This window comes from uncultured Jannaschia sp., assembly GCF_947494025.1.
Lineage (GTDB): Bacteria > Pseudomonadota > Alphaproteobacteria > Rhodobacterales > Rhodobacteraceae > Jannaschia.
In genome coordinates this window covers 156,897-179,495 of the sequence record NZ_CANLTQ010000003.1, presented here as the reverse complement: position 1 = coordinate 179,495, position 22,599 = coordinate 156,897, and the positions used below count along the sequence as shown (strand labels likewise).

20 protein-coding genes are annotated in these 22,599 nt (G+C 69.6%); 11 read left to right on the top strand and 9 right to left on the bottom strand.

Going from position 1 to position 22,599, the window contains the following annotated elements; all coding sequences use genetic code 11:
- Nucleotides 1-33 precede the first annotated feature (33 nt).
- Entirely contained in the window at nucleotides 34-2,274 is a 2,241-nt protein-coding gene (rnr, locus tag Q1B08_RS07445; protein ID WP_299816707.1) for a ribonuclease R, read from the top strand.
- Complete coding sequence (locus Q1B08_RS07440; protein WP_299816705.1) at nucleotides 2,271-3,497, top strand: lytic murein transglycosylase; 1,227 nt, start codon at nucleotides 2,271-2,273, stop codon at nucleotides 3,495-3,497. Before rnr ends, Q1B08_RS07440 begins: the two co-directional genes overlap by 4 nt.
- 105 nt (nucleotides 3,498-3,602) lie before the next feature.
- On the opposite strand, the gene Q1B08_RS07435 is transcribed toward Q1B08_RS07440, so the two are convergent.
- Complete coding sequence (locus Q1B08_RS07435; RefSeq protein WP_299816703.1) at nucleotides 3,603-4,802, bottom strand: aminotransferase class V-fold PLP-dependent enzyme; 1,200 nt, start codon at nucleotides 4,800-4,802, stop codon at nucleotides 3,603-3,605.
- A 120-nt stretch (nucleotides 4,803-4,922) separates the two neighbouring features.
- Here Q1B08_RS07435 and Q1B08_RS07430 point away from each other — a divergent pair, with 120 nt between their 5' ends.
- The 3 genes from Q1B08_RS07430 to Q1B08_RS07420 all read left to right on the top strand — a co-directional run bounded on the left by Q1B08_RS07430 (nucleotide 4,923) and on the right by Q1B08_RS07420 (nucleotide 8,112).
- Nucleotides 4,923-5,654 (top strand): folate-binding protein, encoded by a 732-nt coding sequence (locus Q1B08_RS07430; RefSeq protein WP_299816701.1) that lies wholly within the window; start codon nucleotides 4,923-4,925, stop codon nucleotides 5,652-5,654.
- Nucleotides 5,655-5,728: 74 nt separating this feature from the next.
- Nucleotides 5,729-7,540: a M3 family oligoendopeptidase gene (locus Q1B08_RS07425; protein ID WP_299816699.1), complete on the top strand. Its 1,812-nt coding sequence runs from the start codon at nucleotides 5,729-5,731 to the stop codon at nucleotides 7,538-7,540.
- Nucleotides 7,537-8,112 (top strand): NUDIX domain-containing protein, encoded by a 576-nt coding sequence (locus Q1B08_RS07420; RefSeq protein ID WP_299816697.1) that lies wholly within the window; start codon nucleotides 7,537-7,539, stop codon nucleotides 8,110-8,112. The genes Q1B08_RS07425 and Q1B08_RS07420 overlap by 4 nt, the downstream gene beginning before the upstream one ends.
- Before the next feature lie 37 nt (nucleotides 8,113-8,149).
- Here the strand turns inward: Q1B08_RS07420 and Q1B08_RS07415 are convergent, their stop codons facing one another.
- Complete coding sequence (locus Q1B08_RS07415; protein WP_299816695.1) at nucleotides 8,150-8,689, bottom strand: DNA starvation/stationary phase protection protein; 540 nt, start codon at nucleotides 8,687-8,689, stop codon at nucleotides 8,150-8,152.
- Between the two features lie 132 nt (nucleotides 8,690-8,821).
- Between Q1B08_RS07415 and pth the strand changes: the two genes are divergently transcribed.
- From pth to Q1B08_RS07400, 3 genes are all read left to right on the top strand, one after another.
- Nucleotides 8,822-9,514 carry an aminoacyl-tRNA hydrolase gene (gene pth, locus Q1B08_RS07410; RefSeq protein WP_299816693.1) on the top strand — a complete coding sequence of 231 codons (693 nt, stop codon included), beginning with the start codon at nucleotides 8,822-8,824 and terminating at the stop codon, nucleotides 9,512-9,514.
- 74 nt (nucleotides 9,515-9,588) lie between these two features.
- Entirely contained in the window at nucleotides 9,589-9,975 is a 387-nt protein-coding gene (locus tag Q1B08_RS07405) for a DUF2237 domain-containing protein (RefSeq protein WP_299816691.1), read from the top strand.
- Nucleotides 9,976-10,047: 72 nt separating this feature from the next.
- Nucleotides 10,048-10,644, top strand: a complete 597-nt coding sequence (locus tag Q1B08_RS07400; RefSeq protein ID WP_299816689.1) for a GNAT family N-acetyltransferase — start codon at nucleotides 10,048-10,050, stop codon at nucleotides 10,642-10,644.
- Between the two features lie 151 nt (nucleotides 10,645-10,795).
- Here the strand turns inward: Q1B08_RS07400 and trpB are convergent, their stop codons facing one another.
- The 3 genes from trpB to Q1B08_RS07385 form a co-directional block, all read right to left on the bottom strand.
- Nucleotides 10,796-12,028 (bottom strand): tryptophan synthase subunit beta, encoded by a 1,233-nt coding sequence (gene trpB / locus Q1B08_RS07395; protein ID WP_299816687.1) that lies wholly within the window; start codon nucleotides 12,026-12,028, stop codon nucleotides 10,796-10,798.
- Between the two features lie 148 nt (nucleotides 12,029-12,176).
- Complete coding sequence (gene serA, locus Q1B08_RS07390; protein WP_299816685.1) at nucleotides 12,177-13,769, bottom strand: phosphoglycerate dehydrogenase; 1,593 nt, start codon at nucleotides 13,767-13,769, stop codon at nucleotides 12,177-12,179.
- Nucleotides 13,770-13,823: 54 nt separating this feature from the next.
- Complete coding sequence (locus tag Q1B08_RS07385) at nucleotides 13,824-14,963, bottom strand: phosphoserine transaminase (protein WP_299816683.1); 1,140 nt, start codon at nucleotides 14,961-14,963, stop codon at nucleotides 13,824-13,826.
- A gap of 127 nt (nucleotides 14,964-15,090) precedes the next feature.
- Between Q1B08_RS07385 and serB the strand changes: the two genes are divergently transcribed.
- Nucleotides 15,091-15,966, top strand: a complete 876-nt coding sequence (gene serB / locus Q1B08_RS07380; protein WP_299816681.1) for a phosphoserine phosphatase SerB — start codon at nucleotides 15,091-15,093, stop codon at nucleotides 15,964-15,966.
- A gap of 281 nt (nucleotides 15,967-16,247) precedes the next feature.
- Here the strand turns inward: serB and rlmN are convergent, their stop codons facing one another.
- A complete protein-coding gene (rlmN, locus tag Q1B08_RS07375; protein ID WP_299816679.1) occupies nucleotides 16,248-17,423 on the bottom strand; it encodes a 23S rRNA (adenine(2503)-C(2))-methyltransferase RlmN in 1,176 nt (391 codons plus the stop codon).
- A gap of 88 nt (nucleotides 17,424-17,511) precedes the next feature.
- A complete protein-coding gene (locus tag Q1B08_RS07370) occupies nucleotides 17,512-18,009 on the bottom strand; it encodes an invasion associated locus B family protein (protein WP_299816923.1) in 498 nt (165 codons plus the stop codon).
- A gap of 207 nt (nucleotides 18,010-18,216) precedes the next feature.
- On the opposite strand from Q1B08_RS07370, the gene Q1B08_RS07365 reads away from it, so the two are divergent.
- Complete coding sequence (locus Q1B08_RS07365; RefSeq protein ID WP_299816921.1) at nucleotides 18,217-19,203, top strand: asparaginase; 987 nt, start codon at nucleotides 18,217-18,219, stop codon at nucleotides 19,201-19,203.
- On the opposite strand, the gene Q1B08_RS07360 is transcribed toward Q1B08_RS07365, so the two are convergent.
- Together Q1B08_RS07360 and hspQ are read right to left on the bottom strand one after the other, a co-directional pair.
- The gene (locus Q1B08_RS07360; protein WP_299816677.1) at nucleotides 19,190-21,229 is read right to left on the bottom strand and encodes a response regulator; all 2,040 of its coding nucleotides are present in this window, start codon (nucleotides 21,227-21,229) and stop codon (nucleotides 19,190-19,192) included. The two genes, Q1B08_RS07365 and Q1B08_RS07360, sit on opposite strands and share 14 nt — an antisense overlap.
- Nucleotides 21,230-21,361: 132 nt before the next feature.
- The gene (gene hspQ, locus Q1B08_RS07355) at nucleotides 21,362-21,688 is read right to left on the bottom strand and encodes a heat shock protein HspQ (RefSeq protein WP_299816675.1); all 327 of its coding nucleotides are present in this window, start codon (nucleotides 21,686-21,688) and stop codon (nucleotides 21,362-21,364) included.
- A 287-nt stretch (nucleotides 21,689-21,975) separates the two neighbouring features.
- Between hspQ and Q1B08_RS07350 the strand changes: the two genes are divergently transcribed.
- On the top strand, nucleotides 21,976-22,557 hold the full coding sequence (locus tag Q1B08_RS07350; protein WP_299816673.1) for a transglycosylase SLT domain-containing protein: 582 nt from the start codon (nucleotides 21,976-21,978) through the stop codon (nucleotides 22,555-22,557).
- The last annotated feature ends 42 nt before the right edge of the window (nucleotides 22,558-22,599 follow it).

Below are 22,599 nucleotides of genomic sequence, written 5' to 3'. Positions count from 1 at the left end.
GAAAGTGCCCGGCCAGTGCTAGCTCCCCTTTCCATGAGCCAGCTCCCCACCAAGACGGACATCCTGCAATGGATCTCCGACAACCCCGCCCTCACCTCGAAACGCGACATCGCCAAGGCCTTCGGGGTCAAGGGCGCCGCGCGGATCGACCTGAAGCGTCTCCTGAAGGAACTGGAGGGCGAGGGGCACCTCGCGAAGCGAAAGCGGTCCTACGACGATCCGAACCGCCTGCCCCCCGTTTCGGTCCTGAAGGTGGGCGAGGCGGACCGCGACGGCGACCTGTTCCTCGCGCCGCATGACTGGCAGGGCGACGCGCCGGAGCCGCGAATCCTCTACGTGTCCGGCAAGGACGACCCGGCGCTGGCGCCGGGCGACCGCGTGCTCGCCCGCCTGACCGAGGTCGCGGAGGAGGACCACAGCCACGAGGGCCGTCTGATCCGGCGCCTCTCCACCGGGCCGCGCCGGGTGCTGGGCGTCTACCGGACCGGCGCCGAGGGCGGCCGGATCGTCCCCATCGACAAGGGTGCCGACCGCGAATGGACAATCGACCCGCACGACGCGGGCGGCGCGCGCGACGGCGAGCTGGTCGAGGCGGAGCAGACCGGGCCGAAGGGACGCATGGGCCTGCCCCGCGCCCGCGTCGTCGCCCGGCTCGGCGACCCCGGCGCGGCGAAGGCGGTGAGCCTGATCGCGATCCACCAGCACGGGCTGCGCGATGAGTTCCCCGACGCGGCGATCCTGGAGGCCGAACGGGCGGAGGCCCCGACACTCGGCGGCCGGACCGACCTGCGCGACCTGCCGCTCCTCACCATCGACCCGTCGGACGCGCGCGACCACGACGACGCCGTCTACGCCCATCCCGACGACGATCCGAAGAACCCGGGCGGCCACGTCCTCTGGGTCGCCATCGCCGACGTCGCCGCCTACGTCACGCCGGGCAGCGCGCTCGACCGGGAGGCGCGGGAGCGGGGAAACTCGACCTATTTCCCCGACCGGGTCGTGCCGATGCTGCCCGACGCGCTGTCGGGCGACCTCTGTTCGCTGCACGAGGGGGTGGAGCGGGCCTGCATCGCGGTGCGGATGGTGATCGACGCGCAGGGCGCGAAGCGCGGTCAGGAATTCTTCCGCGGCCTGATGCGCTCCCCCGCGAGCCTCCATTACGGAGAGGTGCAGGCCGCCATCGACGACGCCCCGAGCGAGCGGACGGCACCGCTGCTGGAGCCGGTCCTGCGCCCGCTCTATGCCGCCTACGACGCGCTCCGCGCCGCCCGCGCCCGGCGGGAGCCGCTGGACCTCGACCTGCCGGAGCGCCGGATCGAGCTGTCGGAGGCGGGCGAGGTCACCTCGGTCGCGTTCCGCGAACGCCTCGATGCGCACCGGCTGATCGAGGAGTTTATGATCGCGGCCAACGTCGCCGCGGCCGAGGAGCTGGAGCGCCAGCGCATCCCCCTCCTCTACCGCGTCCACGAGGAACCCGACGCCGACAAGATCGAGGCGCTGCGCGAAACGGCGAAGGCGAGCGGCTTCTCCCTGCCGAAGGGGCAGGTCCTGCGCACCGCCATGCTGAACCGGCTGCTCCACGACGCGTCGGGCACGGACCTGTCCGAGCTCATCTCGATGTCCACGCTCCGGGCGATGACGCAGGCCTATTACGCGCCGGCCAATCTGGGGCATTTCGGCCTCGCGCTCCGCGCCTACGGGCACTTCACCTCGCCCATCCGCCGCTACGCCGATCTCGTCGTGCATCGCGCGCTCATCACCGCGCATGGCTGGGGCGACGACGGGCTCTCGGAGTTCGATGTCGAGCATCTGGAGGCGACGGCGAAGGCGATCTCCGAGGCCGAGCGCCGCTCGATGATCGCGGAGCGGGACACGAACGACCGCTATCTCGCGGCCTTTCTCGCCGACAAGGTGGGCGCCGAGTTCGCCGGCCGCATCTCGGGCGTGCAGGCCTTCGGCGTGTTCGTGAAACTCGACGAGACCGGGGCGGACGGGCTGGTCCCGGTACGCTCCCTCGGGGGCGAATACTTCCGTTACGACCGCGACGCGCAGGTCCTGACCGGAACCGAGAGCGGCACGGAGATCGGACTGGGTCAGCGCGTCACCGTGCGGCTGGCCGAGGCGGTGCCGGTGACGGGCGGGCTGGTGCTGGAGCTTCTGTCGGTCGAGGGCGAGGCCCGCCGCGCGACGGGACGCGGCCGGTCGGGCAAGACGGGGCGGCCGAAGAAGCGCAAGCTCCGCAAGGCCCCGTCGAAGCGGCGCGGCCGGGGATGAGCGCGGCGCGCGGCATCGCTCTCCTGCTCGGCCTGACGCTGCCCGGTGCGTGCGGGGCGCAGGAGCCGCGGCCGCTGCCCCGCCCGATTCTCGTGCGCGAAGTGCCGTTCGCCGCCTGGCTCGCGGGCTTCCGCGCGCGTGCCTTGGCGCAGGGGATCGCCGGTGCCACCTTCGACGCGGCGATGCGGGACGTGGCGCCCCTGCCGGACGTGATCCGCCGCGACCGCAACCAGTCGGAGTTCACCAGGACGATCTGGGACTATCTCGACACTGCGGTAAGCGAGCCGCGCGTCGCGAACGGTCGGCGCGCGATGGCACGGCACGCCGACGCGCTCGCGGCGATCGAGGCGCGGCACGGCGTGCCGGCGGAGATCGTCGTGGCGATCTGGGGGCTGGAGAGCAGCTACGGCGCCTATCGCGGCGATGTCGACACGCTCTCGGCGCTGGCCACGCTCGCCGCCGACAGCCGGCGGCCGGACTTCTTCGAGGCGGAGCTCCTCGCCGCGCTCGCCATCCTCGAGACCGGCGAGGCGGCGGCGGGCGACCTGCGCGGCTCCTGGGCCGGGGCGATGGGGCACACGCAGTTCATGCCGACCTCATGGCGCGACCATGCGGTGGACGCCGCCGGCGACGGACGGCGCGACATCTGGGGCGACGACCCGACCGATGCGCTGGCATCGACCGCCGCCTATCTCGCCGCGAACGGCTGGACGTCTGGCCAGCCCTGGGGCGCGGAGGTCGTGCTGCCGGATGGCTTCGACTACCGTCTGACCGGCGAGCGGGTGGAGAAGTCGCCCGCCGAATGGACCGCGCTCGGCGTCCGCACGACGGATGGCGGCCCGGTGCCCGAAGGCGGGCCGGCCTCGATCCGCGTGCCCGCGGGCCACGAGGGCGCGGCCTTCGTCACCTACGCGAACTTCGCGGTGCTGGAGAGCTACAACACCGCCGACGCCTACGTGATCGGGGTGGGCCACCTGGCCGACCGGCTGGCGGGCGGCCCCCCGCTCCGCGGCGGCTGGCCGCGCGGCGACCGGGCTTTGAGCCGCGCGGAGCGGATCGAGCTGCAGGAACGTCTGCGCGCGGCGGGGTTCGACCCGCTCAAGATCGACGCGCGGATCGGACCCGACACGCTCGACGCGATCCAGCGATGGCAGGCGAGCGAGGGGCTGGTGCCGGACGGCTATGTCGACGTCGACCTGCTGGAGCGGCTTCGCCGGACCTGAGGCGCAAGGACCACCCACAGGGACGTCCAGCCGGCGGCAGGCCGGTCAGCCATCCACCATGCCCATGGGCGAGGGCTTACCCCACACCCATGGTCGGATGCCGCCCTACCCCGCCAGCGCCCGCGCCGCGCGGTCGAGTGCCCCGGTCCCGTGGGGGATGCCCAGCGCCTTCAGCGCGGTGTCGATCGTGCCCAGCGTGCCGAGGATCGAATGGCCCGACAGGTGCCCCATATGCCCGATGCGGAAGAAGCCGTGCCATTCCGGCGTGTCCGGCGCGGCCATGCCGACGCCGATGCCGAGGGTCAGGCCCATTTCCTCCTCCACCCAGTTGCGCAGCTCCGTCGCCCGTCCCGGCAGGCGGATGGCGGTGACGGCGTGACTGCGGGATGCGGGGTCACGGACGTTGAGCTCCAGCGCCGTGTTTTCGCCCGCCTCCCATGCATCGAAGGCCGCGTGGACGGCGGAGGCGACGCGTGCGTGGCGGGTCCAGACGTTCTCGACCCCCTCTTCGTGGACGATCATGTCGAGCGCCTCGCGCAGGCCGTAGAGGTGGTGCGTGGGCCCGGTGCCTCCGAAATAGCGGAAGTAGATCTCCGGCCGGGTGCGCGGCACCCAGTCCCAGTAGCCGGTCACGCAATCGGCCCGTTCCCGCGCGCGCGACGCGCGGTCGTTGTAGAACACGAAGCACACGCCCGTCGGCGTCATCAGCCCCTTCTGGCAACCGGCGATCGCGGTGTCGGCGCCCCATTCGTCCATCTCGAACCGGTCGCAGGCCATCGACGCCATGCAATCCACCTGCAGGAGCGCGGGATGGCCCGCCGCGTCGATCTCACGCCGGAGCGCGGCGATGTCGGAGCGGATGGAGGAGGAGGTGTCGACATGCACCGCGAGGACGGAGCGGATCTCGTGGCTCTTGTCCTCGCGCAGGCGCTCGCCGATGGCGGCGGCGTCGATCGGATCGCGGTTGCCGAAGTCAATCATCTCCACCCTGAGGCCCAGCCCCCGCGCCAGCTCGGCCCAGCCGTCGGCGAAGCTGCCCGTGCGCGGCACGAGAACGAGGTCGCCGCGCGAATGGGTGTTGGCCAGCACCGCCTCCCAGGCGGCGTGGCCGTTGCCGATATAGATCGTCGCGTCGTGCTCCGTCCGCGCGACCGCCTTCAGGTCGGGAATGAGCGAATGCGTCAGGTCGATCAGCGGGCCGTGATATATGTTCGGCGACGGCTTGTGCATCGCGCGAAGCACGCGGTCGGGCACCATCGAGGGTCCGGGAATGGCAAGGGTCTTGGGTCCGTTCGCAAGGGACATCGAGGGCTCCGGTCCTAGGGTCGCGACATGGCTACGCCCGGCCCTTGCGGGGGTCAATCGGCCGCAGCCCAAGCGATGCCGGGGCTTGGCACCGAGGCGGGTTTGCCTATCTGTCGGAGCATGACCAAGCGCACCCTTCTCCGCATCGCCGGCCCTGATGCGGGCCATTTCCTCCACGGCCTCCTGACTCGCGACGTGCCCGAGACGGGGCTGGGCTATGCCGCGCTGCTCACGCCGCAGGGCAAGTACCTCGCCGACTTCCTGACCTTCCGCGAGGGCGACGCCTTCGTGCTCGACGTGGCGGGCGACCTTGCCCCGGCGGTCGCGCAGCGGCTCGGCATGTACAAGCTGCGCTCCAAGGTCGAGATCGCCGCGGAGGCGGCGCGGGTCGCGCGCGGCACCGGCCCGGCGCCCGACGGCGCGATGTCCGATCCGCGGCCCGGCATGGGCTGGCGGCTCTACGGCAGCGACGGCGACGGCGACGGCGACGGCGACGACGGGACAGACTGGGACGCGGTGCGGGTGGAGAACATGGTGCCCGAAACCGGAATCGAGCTCGTGCCGAACGAGAGCTACATCCTCGAAATGGGGTTCGAGCGGCTGGGCGGGGTGGATTTCCGCAAGGGCTGCTATGTGGGCCAGGAGGTGACGGCCCGCATGAAGCACAAGACGGAGCTTCGGAAGGGGCTGGCCCGTGTGCAGGGCAACGCGGTGCCGGGGGCGGAGATCACCGCCAGCGGGCGACCGATAGGAATCGTGCACACCGTCGCGGGCGACCGCGCGCTGGCCTATCTGCGCTTCGACCGGATCGAGGGGATGGAGGCCGACGGCGCGCCACTCACGCTTGCCTGAGCGCCTCCCGGCACCGTTTGCCCTCCCCTCCCCGCGCGCCTAGGTAGGATCGGAACCGATCCACGAGGCGACACATGACCCTTCTGCGCGACGTAAACGCAACATCCGCCACCGGCGAGCCGCTGGACGACCTGCCGGATTGGAACCTCGACGATCTCTATACCGGGCAGGACGCGCCGCAGCTCGTGGCCGACCTCGACTGGCTCGAGACGGAGTGCCGCGCCTACGCCGCGGATTACGAGGGCCGGCTGGCGGAGCTGGATGCGGCAGGGATGCTGCGCGCCATCGAGCGGAACGAGAAGATCGACGAGGTGGCGGGCCGGATCATGTCCTATGCCGGGCTGCGCTATTACCAGGAGACGACGAACGGTGCGCGCGCCAAGTTCATGTCGGACATGCAGGACCGCATCACGGTGATGACGACGCCGCTCGTGTTCTTCACGCTCGAGTTCAACCGGATCGGGGACGACGCCTACGAGGCGCTGATGAAGGCGGACGCGTCGCTCGCGCGCTACCGCCCCGCGCTCGACCGCCTGCGCGCGATGAAGCCCTATCAGCTTTCCGACGAACTCGAGCGGTTCCTCCACGACACCTCCACCGTCGGCGCGGCCGCCTGGAACAAGCTCTTCGACGAGACGATCGCCGGGCTGACCTTCGAGGTCGACGGTGAGGCGCTCGGCATCGAGGCGACGCTGAACCTTCTGACCGACCACGATCGCACGAAGCGGGAGGCCGGGGCGCGCGCACTGGCCGATGTGTTCGGACGCAACACCCGGACCTTCGCGCGCATCCACAACACGCTCGCCAAGGAGAAGGAGATCGGCGACCGCTGGCGCGGCCTGCCCTCCCCGCAGGCCGGCCGCCACATCGCCAACCATGTCGAGCCGGAGGTCGTGCAGGCCCTGCGCGACGCCGTCGTGGCCGCCTATCCGCGCCTGTCGCACCGCTACTACGCGCTGAAGGCGAAATGGCTCGGCCTCGACAAGCTGCAGGTCTGGGACCGCAACGCGCCGCTGCCGATGGAGGAGACGCGGACCATCGGCTGGAACGAGGCGCGCCGCACGGTGATGGACGCCTATGCCGGCTTTTCGCCGGAGATGGCCCGGATCGCGGAGCCGTTCTTCGAGCATGGCTGGATCGATGCGGGCGTGAAGCCGGGCAAGGCGCCCGGCGCTTTCGCGCATCCGACCGTGACCAGCGTGCATCCCTACGTCATGCTGAACTATCTCGGCAAACCGCGCGACGTGATGACGCTGGCCCATGAGCTCGGCCACGGCGTCCATCAGGTGCTGGCCGCAGGTCAGGGCGAGATGCTCTCCTCCACCCCGCTGACGCTTGCGGAAACGGCGAGCGTCTTCGGCGAGATGCTGACCTTCCGCGCGATGCTCGAGGGCGCGAAGGACGACGCGCAGCGCAAGGTCATGCTCGCCGGCAAGGTCGAGGACATGATCAACACAGTCGTCCGCCAGATCGCCTTCTACGATTTCGAGGTGAAGCTGCACGACGCCCGGCGCGAGGGCGAGATGACGCCGGAGGACATCGACGCGCTGTGGATGTCCGTGCAGGCCGAGAGCCTCGGACCGGTCTTCGAGTTCATGCCGGGCTACGAGCACTTCTGGGCCTATATCCCGCATTTCGTGCATTCGCCCTTCTACGTCTACGCCTATGCCTTCGGCGACGGGCTGGTGAACGCGCTTTATGCCGCCTACGAGGACGCGCCCGAGGGCTTCCAGGACAAGTATTTCGAGATGCTGCGCGCCGGCGGGTCGAAGCATCACCGCGAGCTTCTGGCGCCCTTCGGCCTCGATGCCTCCGACCCGGCCTTCTGGGACAAGGGCCTCGGCATGATCGAGGGCTTCATCGACCAGCTCGAGGCGATGGAGTGAGCGAACGCTTCCGCCCCGTCTCGCAGGAGGTCCTGTCGGACGGGTGGGGCACGCTCACGAGGCATACCTTCGATTACGTCCGTGGCGACGGCACGGTCGAGCGTCAGGTGCGGGAGGTCTACGACCGCGGCGACGCGGTGGCCTGCCTGCTGCACGACCCGGCCGGCGATACCCTGCTGCTCACGCGACAGTTCCGCTTGCCGATGCAGGTCGCGGGGCTCGACCCGTTCCTGATCGAGGTGCCGGCGGGGCTTCTCGAAGGGGCGGAGCCGGTCGAGCGGATGCGCGCGGAGCTGATGGAGGAAACGGGCTACGAGGCCGTCGCGCTCCACCACGTCGCCGACCTCGCGATGTCGCCCGGCTCGGTCACCGAATCCCTCGCCTGCTATCTCGGCCGCTACACGCGCACGGAGCGGGCCGGCACGGGCGGCGGCGCGGCGGAGGAAGGCGAGGATATCGAAGTGCTGCACGTCCCCGCGGCGGAGGCGGTGGAGATGATCGCGCGCGGCGAGATCCGCGATGCCAAGACCGTGGCCCTGATTTTGGCCTTCACGCTGCGCCGGGCGGGCTGACCGGCGGGCGGCCTGGACAGGCCCCCGCCGCGTCGCTTCATTTCGTGTGGGCGCGAAGCTGCCAGAGCTGCTTGTCGATAAGGGCGGTGACGGCAATCAGAAGATCCTGCGTCACGAGATCGTCCCCGGTCGCCTCGATGCGCTCGTACATCAGGTAGGAGACGGTGCTCCAGTTCTCCATCAGGACGTCGACGGCGTCGGCGCCCTGCGTCTCCGCCGGCTCCGGCTCGGCGATGGATGCGTTCTCGCTCACGGCGGAGGGCCGGCCGTCGGCGATCACGTCGAGCGCGCGTTTCCGCTCGGCCACCATGTCGATGAAGGGTCCGAGATCGGTGTAGAGCTCCCCGAAGAACTCGTGCATCTGGTAGTATTCGATGCCGACGACGTTCCAGTGCTCCTGATGGGCAGCGTGCTTCATCGCGATCAGGTCGTAGAGCGTGTCCTGCAGCGCCGTGGTGGACGTCTCGCGGATCTCCTCGGCAAGGGGGACGTTGTCCGTCGTATCCGAGCCGTCCTGCGCGAGGGCCGGGAGCGGCATCGCGAGACAAAGGCAGACGATGGGGGTCGTGATGCGCATAAGCTGTGCTTTCGGAGTTGTCACGGTCGCAGGTGGAACGCCATCCTAGCGCCGGTGTTCCTTTCTGCGACCGCGGGATCCGGTTGCCGGGACCATGCGTCGCAGGAGACGGGCGAAGGCAGGAGGAAAGCGGTGACGGCGATCTGGGCGGGCCTCGGCAATCCGGGCGCGAAATACGCGAACAACCGGCACAATGTGGGCTTCATGGCGCTCGACCGCATCGCCGAGGATCAGGGCGTCGTCTGGCGGTCCAAGTTCCAGGGCGAGATCGCCGAGGTACGGTTCGGGTCGAAAAAGGTCTGGCTCCTGAAGCCCGGGACCTTCATGAACCTGTCCGGGCAGTCCGTGGGCGAGGCGATGCGCTTCCACAAACTCGAACCCGCCGACGTGACGGTGTTCCACGACGAGCTCGACCTCGCGCCCGGCAAGCTGCGCCTGAAGCAGGGGGGCGGGCATGCCGGTCATAACGGCCTGCGCTCGATCCATCAGCATATCGGCGCGGATTACGCGCGCGTTCGCATCGGGATCGGGCATCCGGGGCACAAGGACCGGGTCTCGGGCTACGTCCTGTCGGATTTCGCGAAGGCGGAGGGCGATATGCTCGACGACATGCTGCACGGAATCGTCGACGGCGCGCCGAAGCTCGCGGCAGGCGACGGACCGGGTTTCTCGAACGCCGTCGCGCTCCGCACCACACCGCAGCGTCCATCGGGCGGCAAGGCGGCGGCTTCGGTCCCGACCGAGCGCCCTGCCCCGTCCGACCCGGAGCCGGCGCCCGAGGAAACCCTCTCCCCCCTCCAGAAGCTCGCCCGGAAGTTCCGCTAGGCCGGGATCGTGGCGGGCGCGGCGGGACGGCGCTATGTCAAAGGGCGAGGGTCGATAGCAGAGGGAGCGACGCCATGCCGGAAACAGGGAAACGACCGAGCGTGAGCGTCCTCGGCGAGCGGCTCCAGACCTGCTCGACCGAGCCGATGACGGGCTTCTTCCGCGACGGATGCTGCAACACGGGCGCGATGGATGCGGGGGTACACACGGTTTGCGCCGTCGTCACCGAGGAGTTCCTCGCGTACTCGAAAATGCGCGGCAACGATCTGAGCACGCCCCGGCCCGAATTCGGCTTCGCCGGCCTCCAGCCCGGCAACCGCTGGTGCCTTTGCGCCGCGCGATTCATCGAGGCCCACGAGCACGGGGCCGCGCCGCGCATCCGACTGGCCGCCACGCACGAGCGAACGCTCGAAATCGTGCCGAGGGAGGTGCTGCGGCGCTACGCCATCGACCTTTCCTGAAGCGATCACGGTCCCGGCGTCTCGCTCGCCGGTGCTGGTATCCCGGCCCGGCATCCTCTAACTCCATGATCGATGCTCGAACCCGGTCTCCATTCCATAGGCCCCGGCCACATCGCGGCCGTCGTCACCCATCTGGAGATGCGCGCTCCGCCCCCTTCGCTCGATGCCGCCATGCCGGCCGGCATGACACTGCGCCGGGTCGCGGCGCCGGATCCGGACTGGTACCGCGATCTGTTCCTTCGCGTAGGCGGGCTCAACTGGATGTGGTTCTCGCGCTTGCGTTTGTCGCGGACGGAGCTGTCCGCGATCCTTGCGGATGCGGATGTGGAGGTCTTCGCGCTCGAAATCGACGGACGGGCGGAGGGGCTTCTGGAGCTCGACTTCCGCGACGAGCAGAGTTGCGAGCTGGCCTTTCTGGGCCTCGCCCCGGCCGCGCAGAGCAAGGGTGCGGGACGGGCGCTGATCGAGGCCGGGATCGCCCGCGCCTTCGCGCGGCCCATCGCGCGGCTGCACATCCACACCTGCACCTTCGACAGCCCGGTCGCGCTGCCCTTCTACATCCGCTCGGGCTTCGTTCCCGTGCGTCGCGAAGTGGAGGTCGTGGAGGATCCGCGCCTCGACGGCACCATCCCGATGGACGCGGCACCGCAGATCCCGCGGATCCGCTAGCCCGTCCAGCCAAGACACTCCGAGGTTCGCCTTCGCGAAAAGCGCGGATCCCGGCTGCGGGTGGGTGACGAACTACCGCCCATACGGGCGATCGAAAGCGGTCCGGCGTGCCGCCGACAGGAACATTCGTCTACGTCGCGAAACGCGGATCCTAGCCCCCCGACGCCATGTTCCAGCCAAGCGCCTTCGCGACGGTGAAGATATCCTTGTCGCCGCGACCGCAGAGATTCATGCAAATGATGTGGTCGGACGGCAGGTCGGGCGCGATCTTCGTCACGTGAGCAAGCGCATGCGACGGCTCCAGCGCAGGAATAATCCCCTCCATCTCGCAGCAGAGCTGGAACGCCTCCAGCGCCTCGGCATCGGTAATCGAGACGTACTTGGCCCGCCCGGTATCGTGCAGCCAGGCATGTTCCGGCCCGATACCCGGATAGTCGAGCCCGGCGGAAATGCTGAACCCTTCGAGGATCTGCCCGTCCTCGTCCTGCAGCAGGTAGGTCCGGTTGCCGTGCAGCACGCCGGGCCGCCCGCCGGTCAGGGAGGCGCAATGCTCCATCTTCTCGTTCACGCCCTTGCCGCCGGCCTCCACGCCGATGATCGACACCTCCTTGTCGTCGAGAAAGGGGTAGAACAGGCCCATCGCGTTCGACCCGCCCCCGATCGCGGCGATGAGCGTGTCGGGAAGCCGGCCCTCGGCCTCCTGCATCTGGGCACGCGCCTCCTTGCCGATGATCGCCTGGAAGTCGCGCACCATCGCCGGATAGGGGTGCGGCCCCGCGACGGTGCCGATGCAGTAGAACGTGTCGCCGATATTCGTGACCCAGTCGCGCAGCGCGTCGTTCATCGCATCCTTGAGCGTGCCGCGCCCCGAGGTGACGGGGATGACCTCGGCCCCGAGCAGCTTCATGCGGAACACGTTGGGCGATTGCCGCTCCACGTCGTGGGCGCCCATGTAGACGACGCATTTCAGACCGAACTTCGCGCAGACCGTCGCGGTCGCCACGCCGTGCTGCCCCGCGCCCGTCTCGGCGATGATGCGGGTCTTGCCCATGCGGCGGGCGAGGATGATCTGGCCCAGCACGTTGTTGATCTTGTGCGCGCCGGTATGGTTCAGCTCGTCGCGCTTGAGGTAGATCTTCGCCCCGCCGAGATGCGCGGTCAGACGCTCGGCGAAGTAGAGCGGGCTTGGCCGGCCGACGTAATGCGTCCAGAGATCGTGCATCTCCGCCCAGAACGTGTCGTCGGTCTTGGCATGCTCGTATTGCCGCTCCAATTCAAGGATGAGCGGCATCAGCGTCTCGGAGACGAAGCGCCCGCCGAAATCGCCGAAGCGCCCCTTCTCGTCGGGGCCGGTCATGAAGGAGTTCAGAAGATCGTCGGGCATGTCCCACCTCCCAGGTCCGCGCCCGACCTCTAGAGACGGCCGGTGACCTGCGCAACGGGTCGGGGCATCGACCGTGAAGGAGGACCGGGGGCTCGTCCCCGGACCTCGAAGATTTCGACGAGCACGGACGGCGGTGCGTCTCGCCCCGTCAGACGTTGAACCGCAGCGGCGCGACGCTCTGGAAGAGGCCGGTCGCGCGGAGCTTGTCCAGAACGGCCTTCGGCGGCTGCTCGTCGAGGTAGAGAAGCGCGATCGCGTCGCGGCCCTGATCGGAGCGGCCCAGCGTGAAGTTCGCGATGTTCACCCCGTTCTCGCCCAGCGTCACGCCCAGCGTGCCGATCACCCCCGGCTTGTCCTTGTTGGTGGTGTAGAGCATGTGCGCGCCGACCTCGGCGTCGATGTTGATGCCCTTGATCTGGATGAAGCGCGGCTTGCCGTCGGAGAAGGCGGTGCCGGCGACCGAACGCTCGCGCGTGGCCGTCCGAACCACGAGCTTGACGTAGCCCTCGAAGGCGCCGGTCTTGTCCTGACGGGTGGTGGAGATCTCCACGCCGCGCTCGCGGGCGAGGACCGGGGCGGACACCATGTTCACGTCCGGATTGGTCGCCGCCATCACGCCGGCGATCACCGAGCAGTTCAAGGCCTCGAGGTTCATCTTCGAGACGACGCCGTTGTAGACGATCTCAATGGCCTTGATCGGCTCGTCGGTCATCTGGCCCACGAAGGCGCCCAGATGCTCGGCCACCTTGATCCACGGCCCCATCACCTTGGCCTCCTCGGCGGTGACGGAGGGCATGTTGAGCGCGTTCGTCACGGCACCGGTCAGCAGGTAATCCGACATCTGCTCCGCCACCTGCAGGGCCACGTTCTCCTGCGCCTCGGTCGTGGCGGCGCCGAGATGGGGCGTGACGACGACGCCCGGCAAGTTGAAGAGCGGCGAGGCGGTCGCCGGCTCCTCCGCGAAGACGTCGAAGGCGGCGCCGGCGACGTGGCCGGACCGGAGCGCCTGGGCCAAAGCCGCCTCGTCGACGAGGCCGCCGCGTGCGCAGTTGACGATGCGGACACCCTTCTTCGTCTTCGCGATGTTCTCGGCGGACAGGATGTTGCGGGTCTGCTCGGTCAGCGGGACGTGGAGCGTGATGACGTCGGCGCGCGCGAGCAGCGTATCGAGGTCGACCTTCTCCACGCCGAGCTTCGCCGCCCGGTCCTCGGAGAGGAACGGGTCGTAGGCCACGACCTTCATGCCGAGACCCACGGCTTTCTGGCAGACGATGCCGCCGATGTTCCCTGCGCCGACCACGCCGAGCGTCTTGCCGGTCAGCTCGACGCCCATGAAGCGGGACTTCTCCCACTTGCCGGCATGGGTGGAGGCGTTGGCCTCGGGGATCTGGCGGGCGACGGCGAACATCAGCGCGATCGCGTGCTCCGCGGTGGTGATCATGTTGCCGTAGGGCGTGTTCATCACGATCACGCCGCGCCGGGAGGCGGCCTCCTTGTCGACGTTGTCGGTTCCGATGCCCGCGCGGCCGACGACCTTCAGATTCGGCGCAGCCGCGAGCAGCTTTTCGGTGACCTTGGTGGCGGACCGGATGGCGAGGCCGTCGAACTCGCCGATTCGCGCGGCGAGCGCCTCCTTGTCCTTGCCGAGTCCGGGCTCGAAGGTGACGTCGATGCCGCGGTCGCGGAAGATCTGCACGGCGGCGTCCGACAGCTTGTCGGAAATGAGAACACGGGGGGCCATGTCAGGCTCCTGTCTAGGGGGTTGGATCCGGGGGGGCCGGACCCGAAAGCTGGTTCAGGCGGCGGGCGCGGTATCGCGCTCGGCGCGGTAGGCCCATTCGATCCACGGCATGAGCGCGGCCACGTCGTCCGGCTCGACGGTGGAGCCGCACCAGATGCGCAGGCCGGCCGGGGCGTCGCGGTAGCTCGCGATGTCATAGGCCACGCCCTCGGTCTCGAGCCGCCTGGCCACGCGCTTGGCGAAATCGCCAGGCATGTCGCTGGTGAAGCGGAGGCAGACGGAGGTGGTGGAGCGGGTGGCCGGGTCGCGGGCGAGGTTGGCGATCCAGTCGTGGCGCGCGCAGAAATCCCAGACGTGGCGCGCGCTTTCCGTCGCGCGATCGACGAGACCCCGGCGGCCGACCCTTTCGGCCCAATCCAGCGCGACGAGGCAATCCTCGACGCAGAGCATCGACGGCGTGTTGATCGTCTCGCCGCGGAAGATCCCCTCGATGAGCCTGCCGCCTTTGGTGAGGCGGAAGATTTTCGGGAGCGGCCAGGCGGGCGTGTAGCTTTCCAGCCGTTCGACGGCGCGGGGCGACAGGATCAGGACGCCGTGCGCCCCCTCCCCGCCCAGGACCTTCTGCCAGGAGAAGGTGGTCACGTCGAGCTTCGACCAGGGCAGCGCCATCGCGAAGGCGGCGGACGTCGCGTCGCATAGGGTCAGCGCCTCGCGGTCGTCGGCGATCCAGTCGCCGTCGGGGACGCGCACCCCGGAGGTGGTGCCGTTCCAGGTGAAGCAGACGTCGCGGGCCTTGTCGTAGGCCAGATCGGGCAGCGCACCGTAATCGGCGGTCCGCACCTCGGCGTCGAGGTCGAGCTGCTTCACCGCGTCGGTCACCCAGCCGGACCCGAAGCTTTCCCAAGCCAGCATGGTGACGGGACGGGCACCGAGCATGGTCCACATGGCCATCTCGTAGGCGCCGGTGTCGGAGGCGGGGACGATGCCGACGCGGTAATCGTCGGGCACGCCGAGAAGGGCACGGGTCCGGTCGATGAGCTCCGCGAGCTTGGCCTTGCCCAGACCGGCCCGGTGGCTGCGACCCAGCGGCGCGTCCGCGAGGAGCCGGAGGTCATAATGCGGGGGTTTGGCGCAGGGGCCGGAGGAAAAACGCGGATTGGCCGGCCGCGCGGACGGGATCTGGAGATCGGTCATGTCTATCCTTGCAGATAAATGCCCCTCGTTGGGGAGGGGTGTCCCACCGGTGTCGGTATTCCCCGCCCGGGGGTCGCGCAAGGACCATTCCGCGGCTATGGCGCGCGAAACCGCCCGGAGTTCGCCCATGTTCGTCGCCGTCCTGTCCGCCGCGCCCGGCGCCGCAAACCTGAAGACCTCGATGGTGGAAGCGCTCCGGAACGGCTGGGGCGGCGGCGCGGCGCGGTGGCTCGCGCGGGGCGAGGCGGCGGAGTTCGACATTCCCGCCATGCCCGACAACCTCGATTCCGTGCGGGCGGAGCTCGACGGGTTTGGGCTCGACCTGAACGTCGTGCCGGCGGCGGGACGCCGGAAGCGGCTTCTGCTCGCGGACATGGATTCGACGATGATCCAGCAGGAATGCGTGGACGAACTGGCCGCCGAGGCGGGGGTCGGGCCGCGCGTGGCGGCGATCACCGCGCGCGCGATGAACGGGGAAATCGGCTTCGAGGGCGCGCTCAGGGAGCGGGTCGCGCTTCTGGCCGGCCTGCCTGCGGACGTGATCGACAAGGTACTGGCCGAGCGGATCACGCCGATGCCGGGCGGAGCCGCGCTGGTCGCGACGATGAAGGCGGCGGGCGCGAAGGCGGCGCTGGTCTCGGGCGGGTTCACGGCCTTCACCGGGGCGATCGCGGCCCGCCTCGGCTTCGACTGGAACCGGGCGAACACGCTTCTGGTGGCGGACGAACGGCTCACGGGGGAGCCGGGCGAGCCGATCCTCGGTCGGGCGGCCAAGGTCGCCGCGCTGGAGGAACTGACGGCGGAGATGGGCATCAACGAGGAGGACGTGCTTGCCGTGGGCGACGGGGCGAACGATTTGGGGATGCTCCTACGCGCCGGGATGGGCGTGGCGCTCCATGCGAAGCCCGCGGTGCAGGCGGAGGCGCGGCACCGGATCAACCACGGCGACCTGACGGCGCTGCTCTACCTGCAGGGATATCGGCGGGAGGACTTCGTCGGCTGACGATTGCCCGGATGCGCGACCGGCGCAGAGACCTCGCCTGCCCGTCACATGGATGCGACACGACGGCCTGTCCGGCGCGCGAACCGCATCCTCCGAACCCATGACCGGGATCGACCCGTTGCGATCCATCCCCGACCTCTCGCCCCGCCGGTGGCGCCGATCTGCCCGACGGTGCCATCGCGGGGCGACGTCTCTCTCCCGATCGGGACATTCCGGCCGTCTTGCGACCACCCCAACCGGTCGGACGCGCAGCCGGTGCATCACCGGTACGGCCCTTGCGCTCAGAGTCCCGCTTCCGCCGCGATCTGCGCGCGACTCCGACGGGCGCGTTCGGTGGCGGACTTGAGCTGGCCGCAGGCGGCCATGATGTCCTCGCCCCGCGGCGTGCGGATCGGCGAGGCGTAGCCCGCCTGCATCAGGATCGTCGCGAAGGCGCGGATGCGATTGTTGGACGACCGCCTGTAAGGCGCTCCGGGCCATTCGTTGAACGGGATCAGATTCACCTTGGCGGGGATACCGTCCAGAAGCTCGACCAGACGATGCGCGTCGGCATCGCTGTCGTTCACCCCGTCGAGCATCACGTATTCAAAGGTGATGCGCTCGCTGTTCGTGGCTTTGGGATACTCGCGCAGCGCGTCCAGCAGCGTGTCGATGTTCCAGCGCTTGTTGATCGGCACCAGTTGATCGCGCACCGCGTCGGTGGTGGCGTGGAAGCTGACGGCCAGCAGGCAGCCGATCTCCTCCGCCGTGCGGGCGATCTCGGGGACGACGCCGGAGGTGGAGAGCGTGATGCGCCGGCGGCCGAGCGCGATCCCCTCCCCGTCCATGACGATCCGCATGGCGTCGCGCACGTTCTCGAAATTGTAGAGCGGCTCGCCCATGCCCATCAGCACGATGTTGGACAGGAGCCGTCCGGTCGGGTCGTTCGCCGCGCCCTTTTCGGGCCATTCGCCGAGGTCGTCGCGGGCGAGCATCACCTGCCCCACGATCTCGCCTGCCGTCAGGTTGCGCACGAGCCGCTGCGTGCCGGTGTGGCAGAACGAGCAGGTGAGCGTGCAGCCGACCTGGGAGGAGACGCAAAGCGTGCCGCGCCCCTCCTCGGGGATGTAGACCGTCTCGACCTCGTGGCCGCCGGCGATGCGGACGAGATATTTGCGCGTGCCGTCGGTGGAGACCTGCCGGCTCACCACCTCGGGCAGCGCGACGGTGAAGTGCCGGGCGAGATCGGCGCGGAACCCCTTCGACAGGTTGGTCATCGCGTCAAAGTCACGCACGCCCCAATGGTAGACCCATTGCCAGACCTGGTTCACGCGCATCTTGGCCTGCTTTCCGGGCACGCCGATCGCGATCAGCGCCTCCCGCAGCGCGTCCCGCGTCATACCGACGAGGTTCGTCGCCCCCCCCTCCGGAAGGCGGCGCGGGATCGTGTGGACGTCCTGCGTGACGGGCGCTGACATGGCGGAACTCCGGATCGAGGCAGAAAACGGGAACGGGCGCCCCATATAGGGACGCCCGCGTGAAATCGCAAACGGCCCGCGCCGGGCGTCAGGAGGTGCAGCGTTCCTCGGCGTCCTCCACGGCGGCGGTGAAGCCCAGAAGGCTGAACGTGTCCTCGGTGCGGGTGCCCCGGCTCGACTGGCCGATGACGACCGCCTGCGCCCCGCGCTTCATCGCGGCGATGATCTCGCCGTCCTGCGCCGGCGTGGCGGCCCAGGCCAGCTCCCCATCGGTGAACATCTCGAAACTGTCGGAGCCGATCTCGATCGTGACGGGGGAACCGTCGGCATAGGGATAGCCGCCGGTCGCGGAAACCTCGCCCCGTTTGCCGTCGCCGGGCCAGTAGCTCACGAACAGGCGGATCTCGCCGCGCCGCGCCTCGACCTCCTCCCCGTTGCGAACGTTGCGGATTTCCTTGGGCGCGGAGACGATCCAGCACTGGGTCGGATCGTCCTCCACGAAGACGGACCAGTCGGTCTCGGTCGCCACGCGGTTGGTGCTGTCCTGCGCGAAGGCCGCGGACGTGGCAACCGGCAGGGCCAGCATTCCGGTCAGCAGGGCAGCGGTGATCGTCTTCGGAATTGTCACGGGTTCGGCCTTCTGTCCTCTGGGCGGCGCGGACGACCCGACCGGTCCGGTCGAGAGTCGCCGGGGCGCGTGGTTCCCTATCTATCGCGATACTGATAGCCCGAGCCGAGCCCGGTCGGAAAGACCGTGCGGGACATTTTCCGGATCGGAGGCAGCATGACGGAAGTGAGCGACGGCGCGGTCGAACTGATGCGGGTGATCCGCGGCGACCGGATCGAATCCGTCCATCGTGGCCATGCGGTGATCTGCGACGGCACGGGCGCGGTGGTGGAGGCCTGGGGCGACCCCGCGGCGGTGATCTACCCGCGCTCGTCGTGCAAGATGATCCAGGCGTTGCCGCTTCTGGAATCGGGCGCCGGGCGCGACCTGACGGACCGTCAGGTGGCGCTGGCCTGCGCCTCGCATCAGGGCGCGGCGATCCATACGGAAGCGGTGTCGGCATGGCTCGCGGATCTCGACTTGACGGAGGCGGACCTGCGCTGCGGGACGCACATGCCCTACGCGGACGACGCCAAGGCGGACCTGATCCGCGGGGGCGAGGCGCCCTGTCAGCTGCACAACAACTGCTCGGGCAAGCATGCGGGGTTCCTGACCCTGTCGAAGCTGCTCGGTGGCGGACCGGACTACGTGGAGATCGACCATCCGGTGCAGATCGCCGTGCGCCGCACCTTCGAGGAGGTGACGGAGATGGACAGCCCCGGCTGGGGCATCGACGGCTGCTCGGCACCGAACTTCGCCACCCGGCTCGACGCGCTCGGCGGCGCGATGGGACGCTTCGCGGCGGCGCGCGAGGGCGGCGGCACGCGGGCGGACGCGATGGCGCGGCTGACGCGCGCGATGGGCGCGGCGCCCGAACTCGTCGCCGGCGAGGGCCGGGCCTGCACCGATCTGATGCGCGCGATGGAGGGTCGCGTCGCGGTCAAGACCGGGGCAGAGGCGGTGTTCATCGCCATCGTGCCGGAGCTCGACCGCGGCGTGGCGCTCAAGATCGTCGATGGCGGCACCCGCGCGGCGGAAGCCACGATCGCGGCACTGCTCGTGCGGCTCGGCGTGCTCGACGCGACGGCGCCGGTGGCGCGACGCCTCACGGAGGGGCCGATCGCGAATTGCCGCGGCACCGTGACCGGCCGCTACGAGGTCACCCTGCCCTGAAGTGACGGGCGAGCTCCGCGAGGAGCTCCGCCTTTCGAAGGGGCTTGGTCAGGTAGGCGTCGAAGCCGGCCCGGGCCAGGCGCTCGGCGATCTCGGCGCCGACATGCGCCGTCAGCGCGACGATCGGGACGGAAGCGCTCGACCGACGCATCGCGACCGCGACCTCGAACCCGTCCATGTCGGGCATCGAGATGTCGAGGATCACCGCGTCGGGCGTCCGCGCCTCGAACGCGGCGAGCGCCTCGATCCCGCCGGAGGCGAGCTCGACCGCGTAGCCCTCGCCCGCGAGCATCCGGTCGGCGATCAGGCGGTTCGTCGCATTGTCGTCGACGACGAGGATGCGGAGCGCCGGCGGGGGCACCGCATCCGTGCGGTTCCAGGCCAGCGCGGCGATCAGCTCCGCCCCCCGCACCGGCGCCGGCAGCAGGATGTCGGCCCGCGACAGCGTTTCAGGCAGCGCGTCCGCCCGCCTTCCCGTCACCACGAGACGAGCTCCGGGCGCCAAGGCCGCGAGCGCGGCGCGCTGACGGTCGCCATCGGGATCGAGGAGCAGGATCACCCGTTCCGAGGCGGGCGTCACCCTCCGCGTCACGGTCGCGCCGCACGCGTCGAGCCGGGCGGCCAGGACGTCGCCGGACACGCCGTCGGGGATCGCCACCGCCCCCGGCAGGGCGGGCGCATCCGGCGCCGGACCATCGAGCACAAGCGGAAGGGCGAGGACGAAGGTCGCGCCCGCGCCCGGCGCGCTCCGCACCGTCAGCGTCCCGCCCATGCGCTCGGCCAGTCCACGCGCGATGGTCAGGCCGAGGCCGGTTCCTTCCCGCGCGGGGCGATCGGGATCCGGCGTCTGCGCGAAGGCCTCGAAGACGGCGGACTGGTCCTCGGACGCGATGCCGGGGCCGGTATCCTCGACCTCGAGGACGACGCGGGCCGGGTCGCCCCCGGCGACGGAAGCCTGCAGGATCACATGCCCCCGCTCCGTCACCCGGACCGCATTGCCGAGAAGATGCGACACGATCTGCCGCACGCGTGCCCCGTCGCCGCGAAAGCGCGTGCGCGCCCCGAGGGGGTAGCCCAGCGCGACCGTGACCCCCGGACGCGCTTCGGCGATCGCCAGCCTGACGCTATCGCAGAGCAGCGCCTCGAGATCGAAGGGCGCGTCCCGCAGCGCGATGCCGTTCTCGTCGAGCCGCGACACGTCGAGCGCGTCGTCCACGATCCCGAGAAGCGCCTCGGCCGACTCGCAGATCGTGCGTGCCGAGAGGCGGGTCTCCGCGTCCGCCGCCTGATCGGCGAGCATCTGCGCCAGGCCGAGGACCCCGCTCATCGGTGTGCGGATCTCGTGGCCGATCCGCGCGAGGAACTGCGTCTTGACGCTTGCCGTGCTTTCGGCGGCATCGCGGGCGGCGGCGAGCGCGGCTTCGCGCGTGCGGTGTTCCGTGATGTCTATGGCGACCGAGACGATGTCGCCGTCGGGGACGTGACGATCCTCGATGCGGAAGGCCCGGCCGTCGTAATGGGTGAGGTGCAGCGGCGGCGGGGACGGCTCATCCCACCGCGCGATCTGCTCCGCGACCCATTCGTCGGGATCCATCTCGCCGGTGTCGAAGACGCCCTCCACGACCGCGTGATCGTAGATCTCGCTGATATGGTCGCCGGGACCGAGGATCCCGACGCCGTCGAAGAGCTCGAGATAGACGTGGTTCGCCACGACGAGACAGCCCTCGGCGTCAAACAGGGCGAAGCCGTCGCGCATCGTCTCGATCGCGTGCCAGAGCCTTCGGCGCGCGTGGTCCGCCCGTTCGGCCGCGCGGCGCTGCGCGGCCAGCGCGACCCGCCGCCGCTCGGCGAGGCGCAGGCTCCGCTCGCGCTCGGCGACGCAATCGCGCGAAAGCCGGTCGGCATTGGCGGTGAGGACGGCATGGGCGCGGGACAGCTCGCGGCGCGTATGCTCGAGCTTGCGCTCGGCCGCGAGCCGACGGCGGCGCTCCTCGATGTACAGATCGTCGCGAACCGTGCCGTCCATGCGCTCCAGACCGTCGCAGCGCCCCGGAGGGCCCGCCGGCATCTCGCACGGTGACGGTGAAGAGCGCCTTAACAACGTCGCGCGCGGACGGACACGAACGCCCGTCCGGCATCGGCCGCCCGCGGCGACGCGTCAGTTCAGGTCGAAATGCAGCGGGTATTGCCGTCCGTCGAAGGCGCCGAACAGGTCGCCGAGATCGGGATGCGTGACCGGCTCCCCGGTGCGGTCGAGAACGAGGTTCTGCTCCGAGACGTAGGCCACGTAATAGCTGTCGTCGTTCTCGGCCAGAAGGTGATAGAAGGGTTGATCCCGGCTCGGCCGGCTTTCCTGGGGAATGGCGTCGTACCATTCCTCCGTGTTCGAGAACACGGCATCCACGTCGAAGATCACCCCGCGGAAGGGATGCTTCTTGTGGCGCACGATTTCGCCAAGACCGTACTTCGCTTCGTTCTTCAACATCACGCTGCCCTTTCCCGACCATGTCCTAGCGCCGTCCGCGGCGGCTTGTAAATCGGGGCCGCGACCCGGGACCGGAAACATATTGTGACGCACGCTCCGACAGTGCGGCGGAATACGGCCGATGTCTGCGGGCGCGGCGCAACCTGCGACCCGATGATGCAGACACGCCACGCGACCCGTCGCGCCTGCCGCATTTCCGGACGGGACGGAAGACCGAGCCTGTTGGCAGAAGCGGTTCTTTCAGGTTAGGCTTGTGCAAAATCGGTAAGAAGCCGGGCAGTGACATCATGAAACGAATTCTCCAGATCGGCTGTTTGCTGATGCTCGCCGCGTGTGGCGGGGGCGGCGGCTCCGGAAAGGCGCCCAGCAATCTCGACGACGCCTGCGCGATCCTCGCGCAACGGCCGGGCTACCTGCGGGCGTTCCGCGCGGCGGAGCGCAAGTGGGGCGTGCCGGTCCATGTCCAGATGGCGACGATCTATCAGGAATCGAAGTTCGTCTCCGATGCGCGCACCCCGCTGCGCTTCTCTCTGGGCGTGATCCCGGTGGGTCGGCAGTCGAGCGCGTTCGGCTATTCGCAGGCCCTCGACGGGACATGGAAGGAATACCAGGAGGCCCAGGGCGGACGGCGCACGCGGCGCGACGACATCCGTCACGCGACGGACTTCATGGGCTGGTACATGGCCGAGACGCAGCGCAGGCTCGGCATCTCGGTCCACGACGCGCGCAACCAGTACCTCGCCTATCACGACGGGCGGAACGGCTATAGCCGGGGCACTTACCGGGCGAAGCCGTGGCTGATGCGTGTTTCGGGCCAGATCGAGGCGCGGGCGCTGATGTACCAGCAGCAGCTTCCGCGCTGCCGCTGAGGGCCACGGCTCACGCCGGATCCGGACCGTCCTCGGCGCGCT

What these genes read in the sequence shown, in the direction of transcription:
- rnr (WP_299816707.1), top strand. Translation starts at nt 34, where the DNA reads ATGAGCCAGCTCCCCACCAAGACGGACATCCTGCAATGGATCTCCGAC.
- Q1B08_RS07385 (WP_299816683.1), bottom strand. Translation starts at nt 14,963, where the DNA reads ATGACCGATCTCCAGATCCCGTCCGCGCGGCCGGCCAATCCGCGTTTT.
- Q1B08_RS07360 (WP_299816677.1), bottom strand. Translation starts at nt 21,229, where the DNA reads ATGGACGGCACGGTTCGCGACGATCTGTACATCGAGGAGCGCCGCCGT.
- rlmN (WP_299816679.1), bottom strand. Translation starts at nt 17,423, where the DNA reads ATGTCAGCGCCCGTCACGCAGGACGTCCACACGATCCCGCGCCGCCTT.
- Q1B08_RS07400 (WP_299816689.1), top strand. Translation starts at nt 10,048, where the DNA reads ATGCTCGAACCCGGTCTCCATTCCATAGGCCCCGGCCACATCGCGGCC.
- Q1B08_RS07415 (WP_299816695.1), bottom strand. Translation starts at nt 8,689, where the DNA reads ATGCGCATCACGACCCCCATCGTCTGCCTTTGTCTCGCGATGCCGCTC.
- serB (WP_299816681.1), top strand. Translation starts at nt 15,091, where the DNA reads ATGTTCGTCGCCGTCCTGTCCGCCGCGCCCGGCGCCGCAAACCTGAAG.
- Q1B08_RS07405 (WP_299816691.1), top strand. Translation starts at nt 9,589, where the DNA reads ATGCCGGAAACAGGGAAACGACCGAGCGTGAGCGTCCTCGGCGAGCGG.
- Q1B08_RS07425 (WP_299816699.1), top strand. Translation starts at nt 5,729, where the DNA reads ATGACCCTTCTGCGCGACGTAAACGCAACATCCGCCACCGGCGAGCCG.
- hspQ (WP_299816675.1), bottom strand. Translation starts at nt 21,688, where the DNA reads ATGTTGAAGAACGAAGCGAAGTACGGTCTTGGCGAAATCGTGCGCCAC.
- Q1B08_RS07370 (WP_299816923.1), bottom strand. Translation starts at nt 18,009, where the DNA reads ATGCTGGCCCTGCCGGTTGCCACGTCCGCGGCCTTCGCGCAGGACAGC.
- Q1B08_RS07430 (WP_299816701.1), top strand. Translation starts at nt 4,923, where the DNA reads ATGACCAAGCGCACCCTTCTCCGCATCGCCGGCCCTGATGCGGGCCAT.
- trpB (WP_299816687.1), bottom strand. Translation starts at nt 12,028, where the DNA reads ATGCCCGACGATCTTCTGAACTCCTTCATGACCGGCCCCGACGAGAAG.
- Q1B08_RS07440 (WP_299816705.1), top strand. Translation starts at nt 2,271, where the DNA reads ATGAGCGCGGCGCGCGGCATCGCTCTCCTGCTCGGCCTGACGCTGCCC.
- serA (WP_299816685.1), bottom strand. Translation starts at nt 13,769, where the DNA reads ATGGCCCCCCGTGTTCTCATTTCCGACAAGCTGTCGGACGCCGCCGTG.
- Q1B08_RS07350 (WP_299816673.1), top strand. Translation starts at nt 21,976, where the DNA reads ATGAAACGAATTCTCCAGATCGGCTGTTTGCTGATGCTCGCCGCGTGT.
- Q1B08_RS07435 (WP_299816703.1), bottom strand. Translation starts at nt 4,802, where the DNA reads ATGTCCCTTGCGAACGGACCCAAGACCCTTGCCATTCCCGGACCCTCG.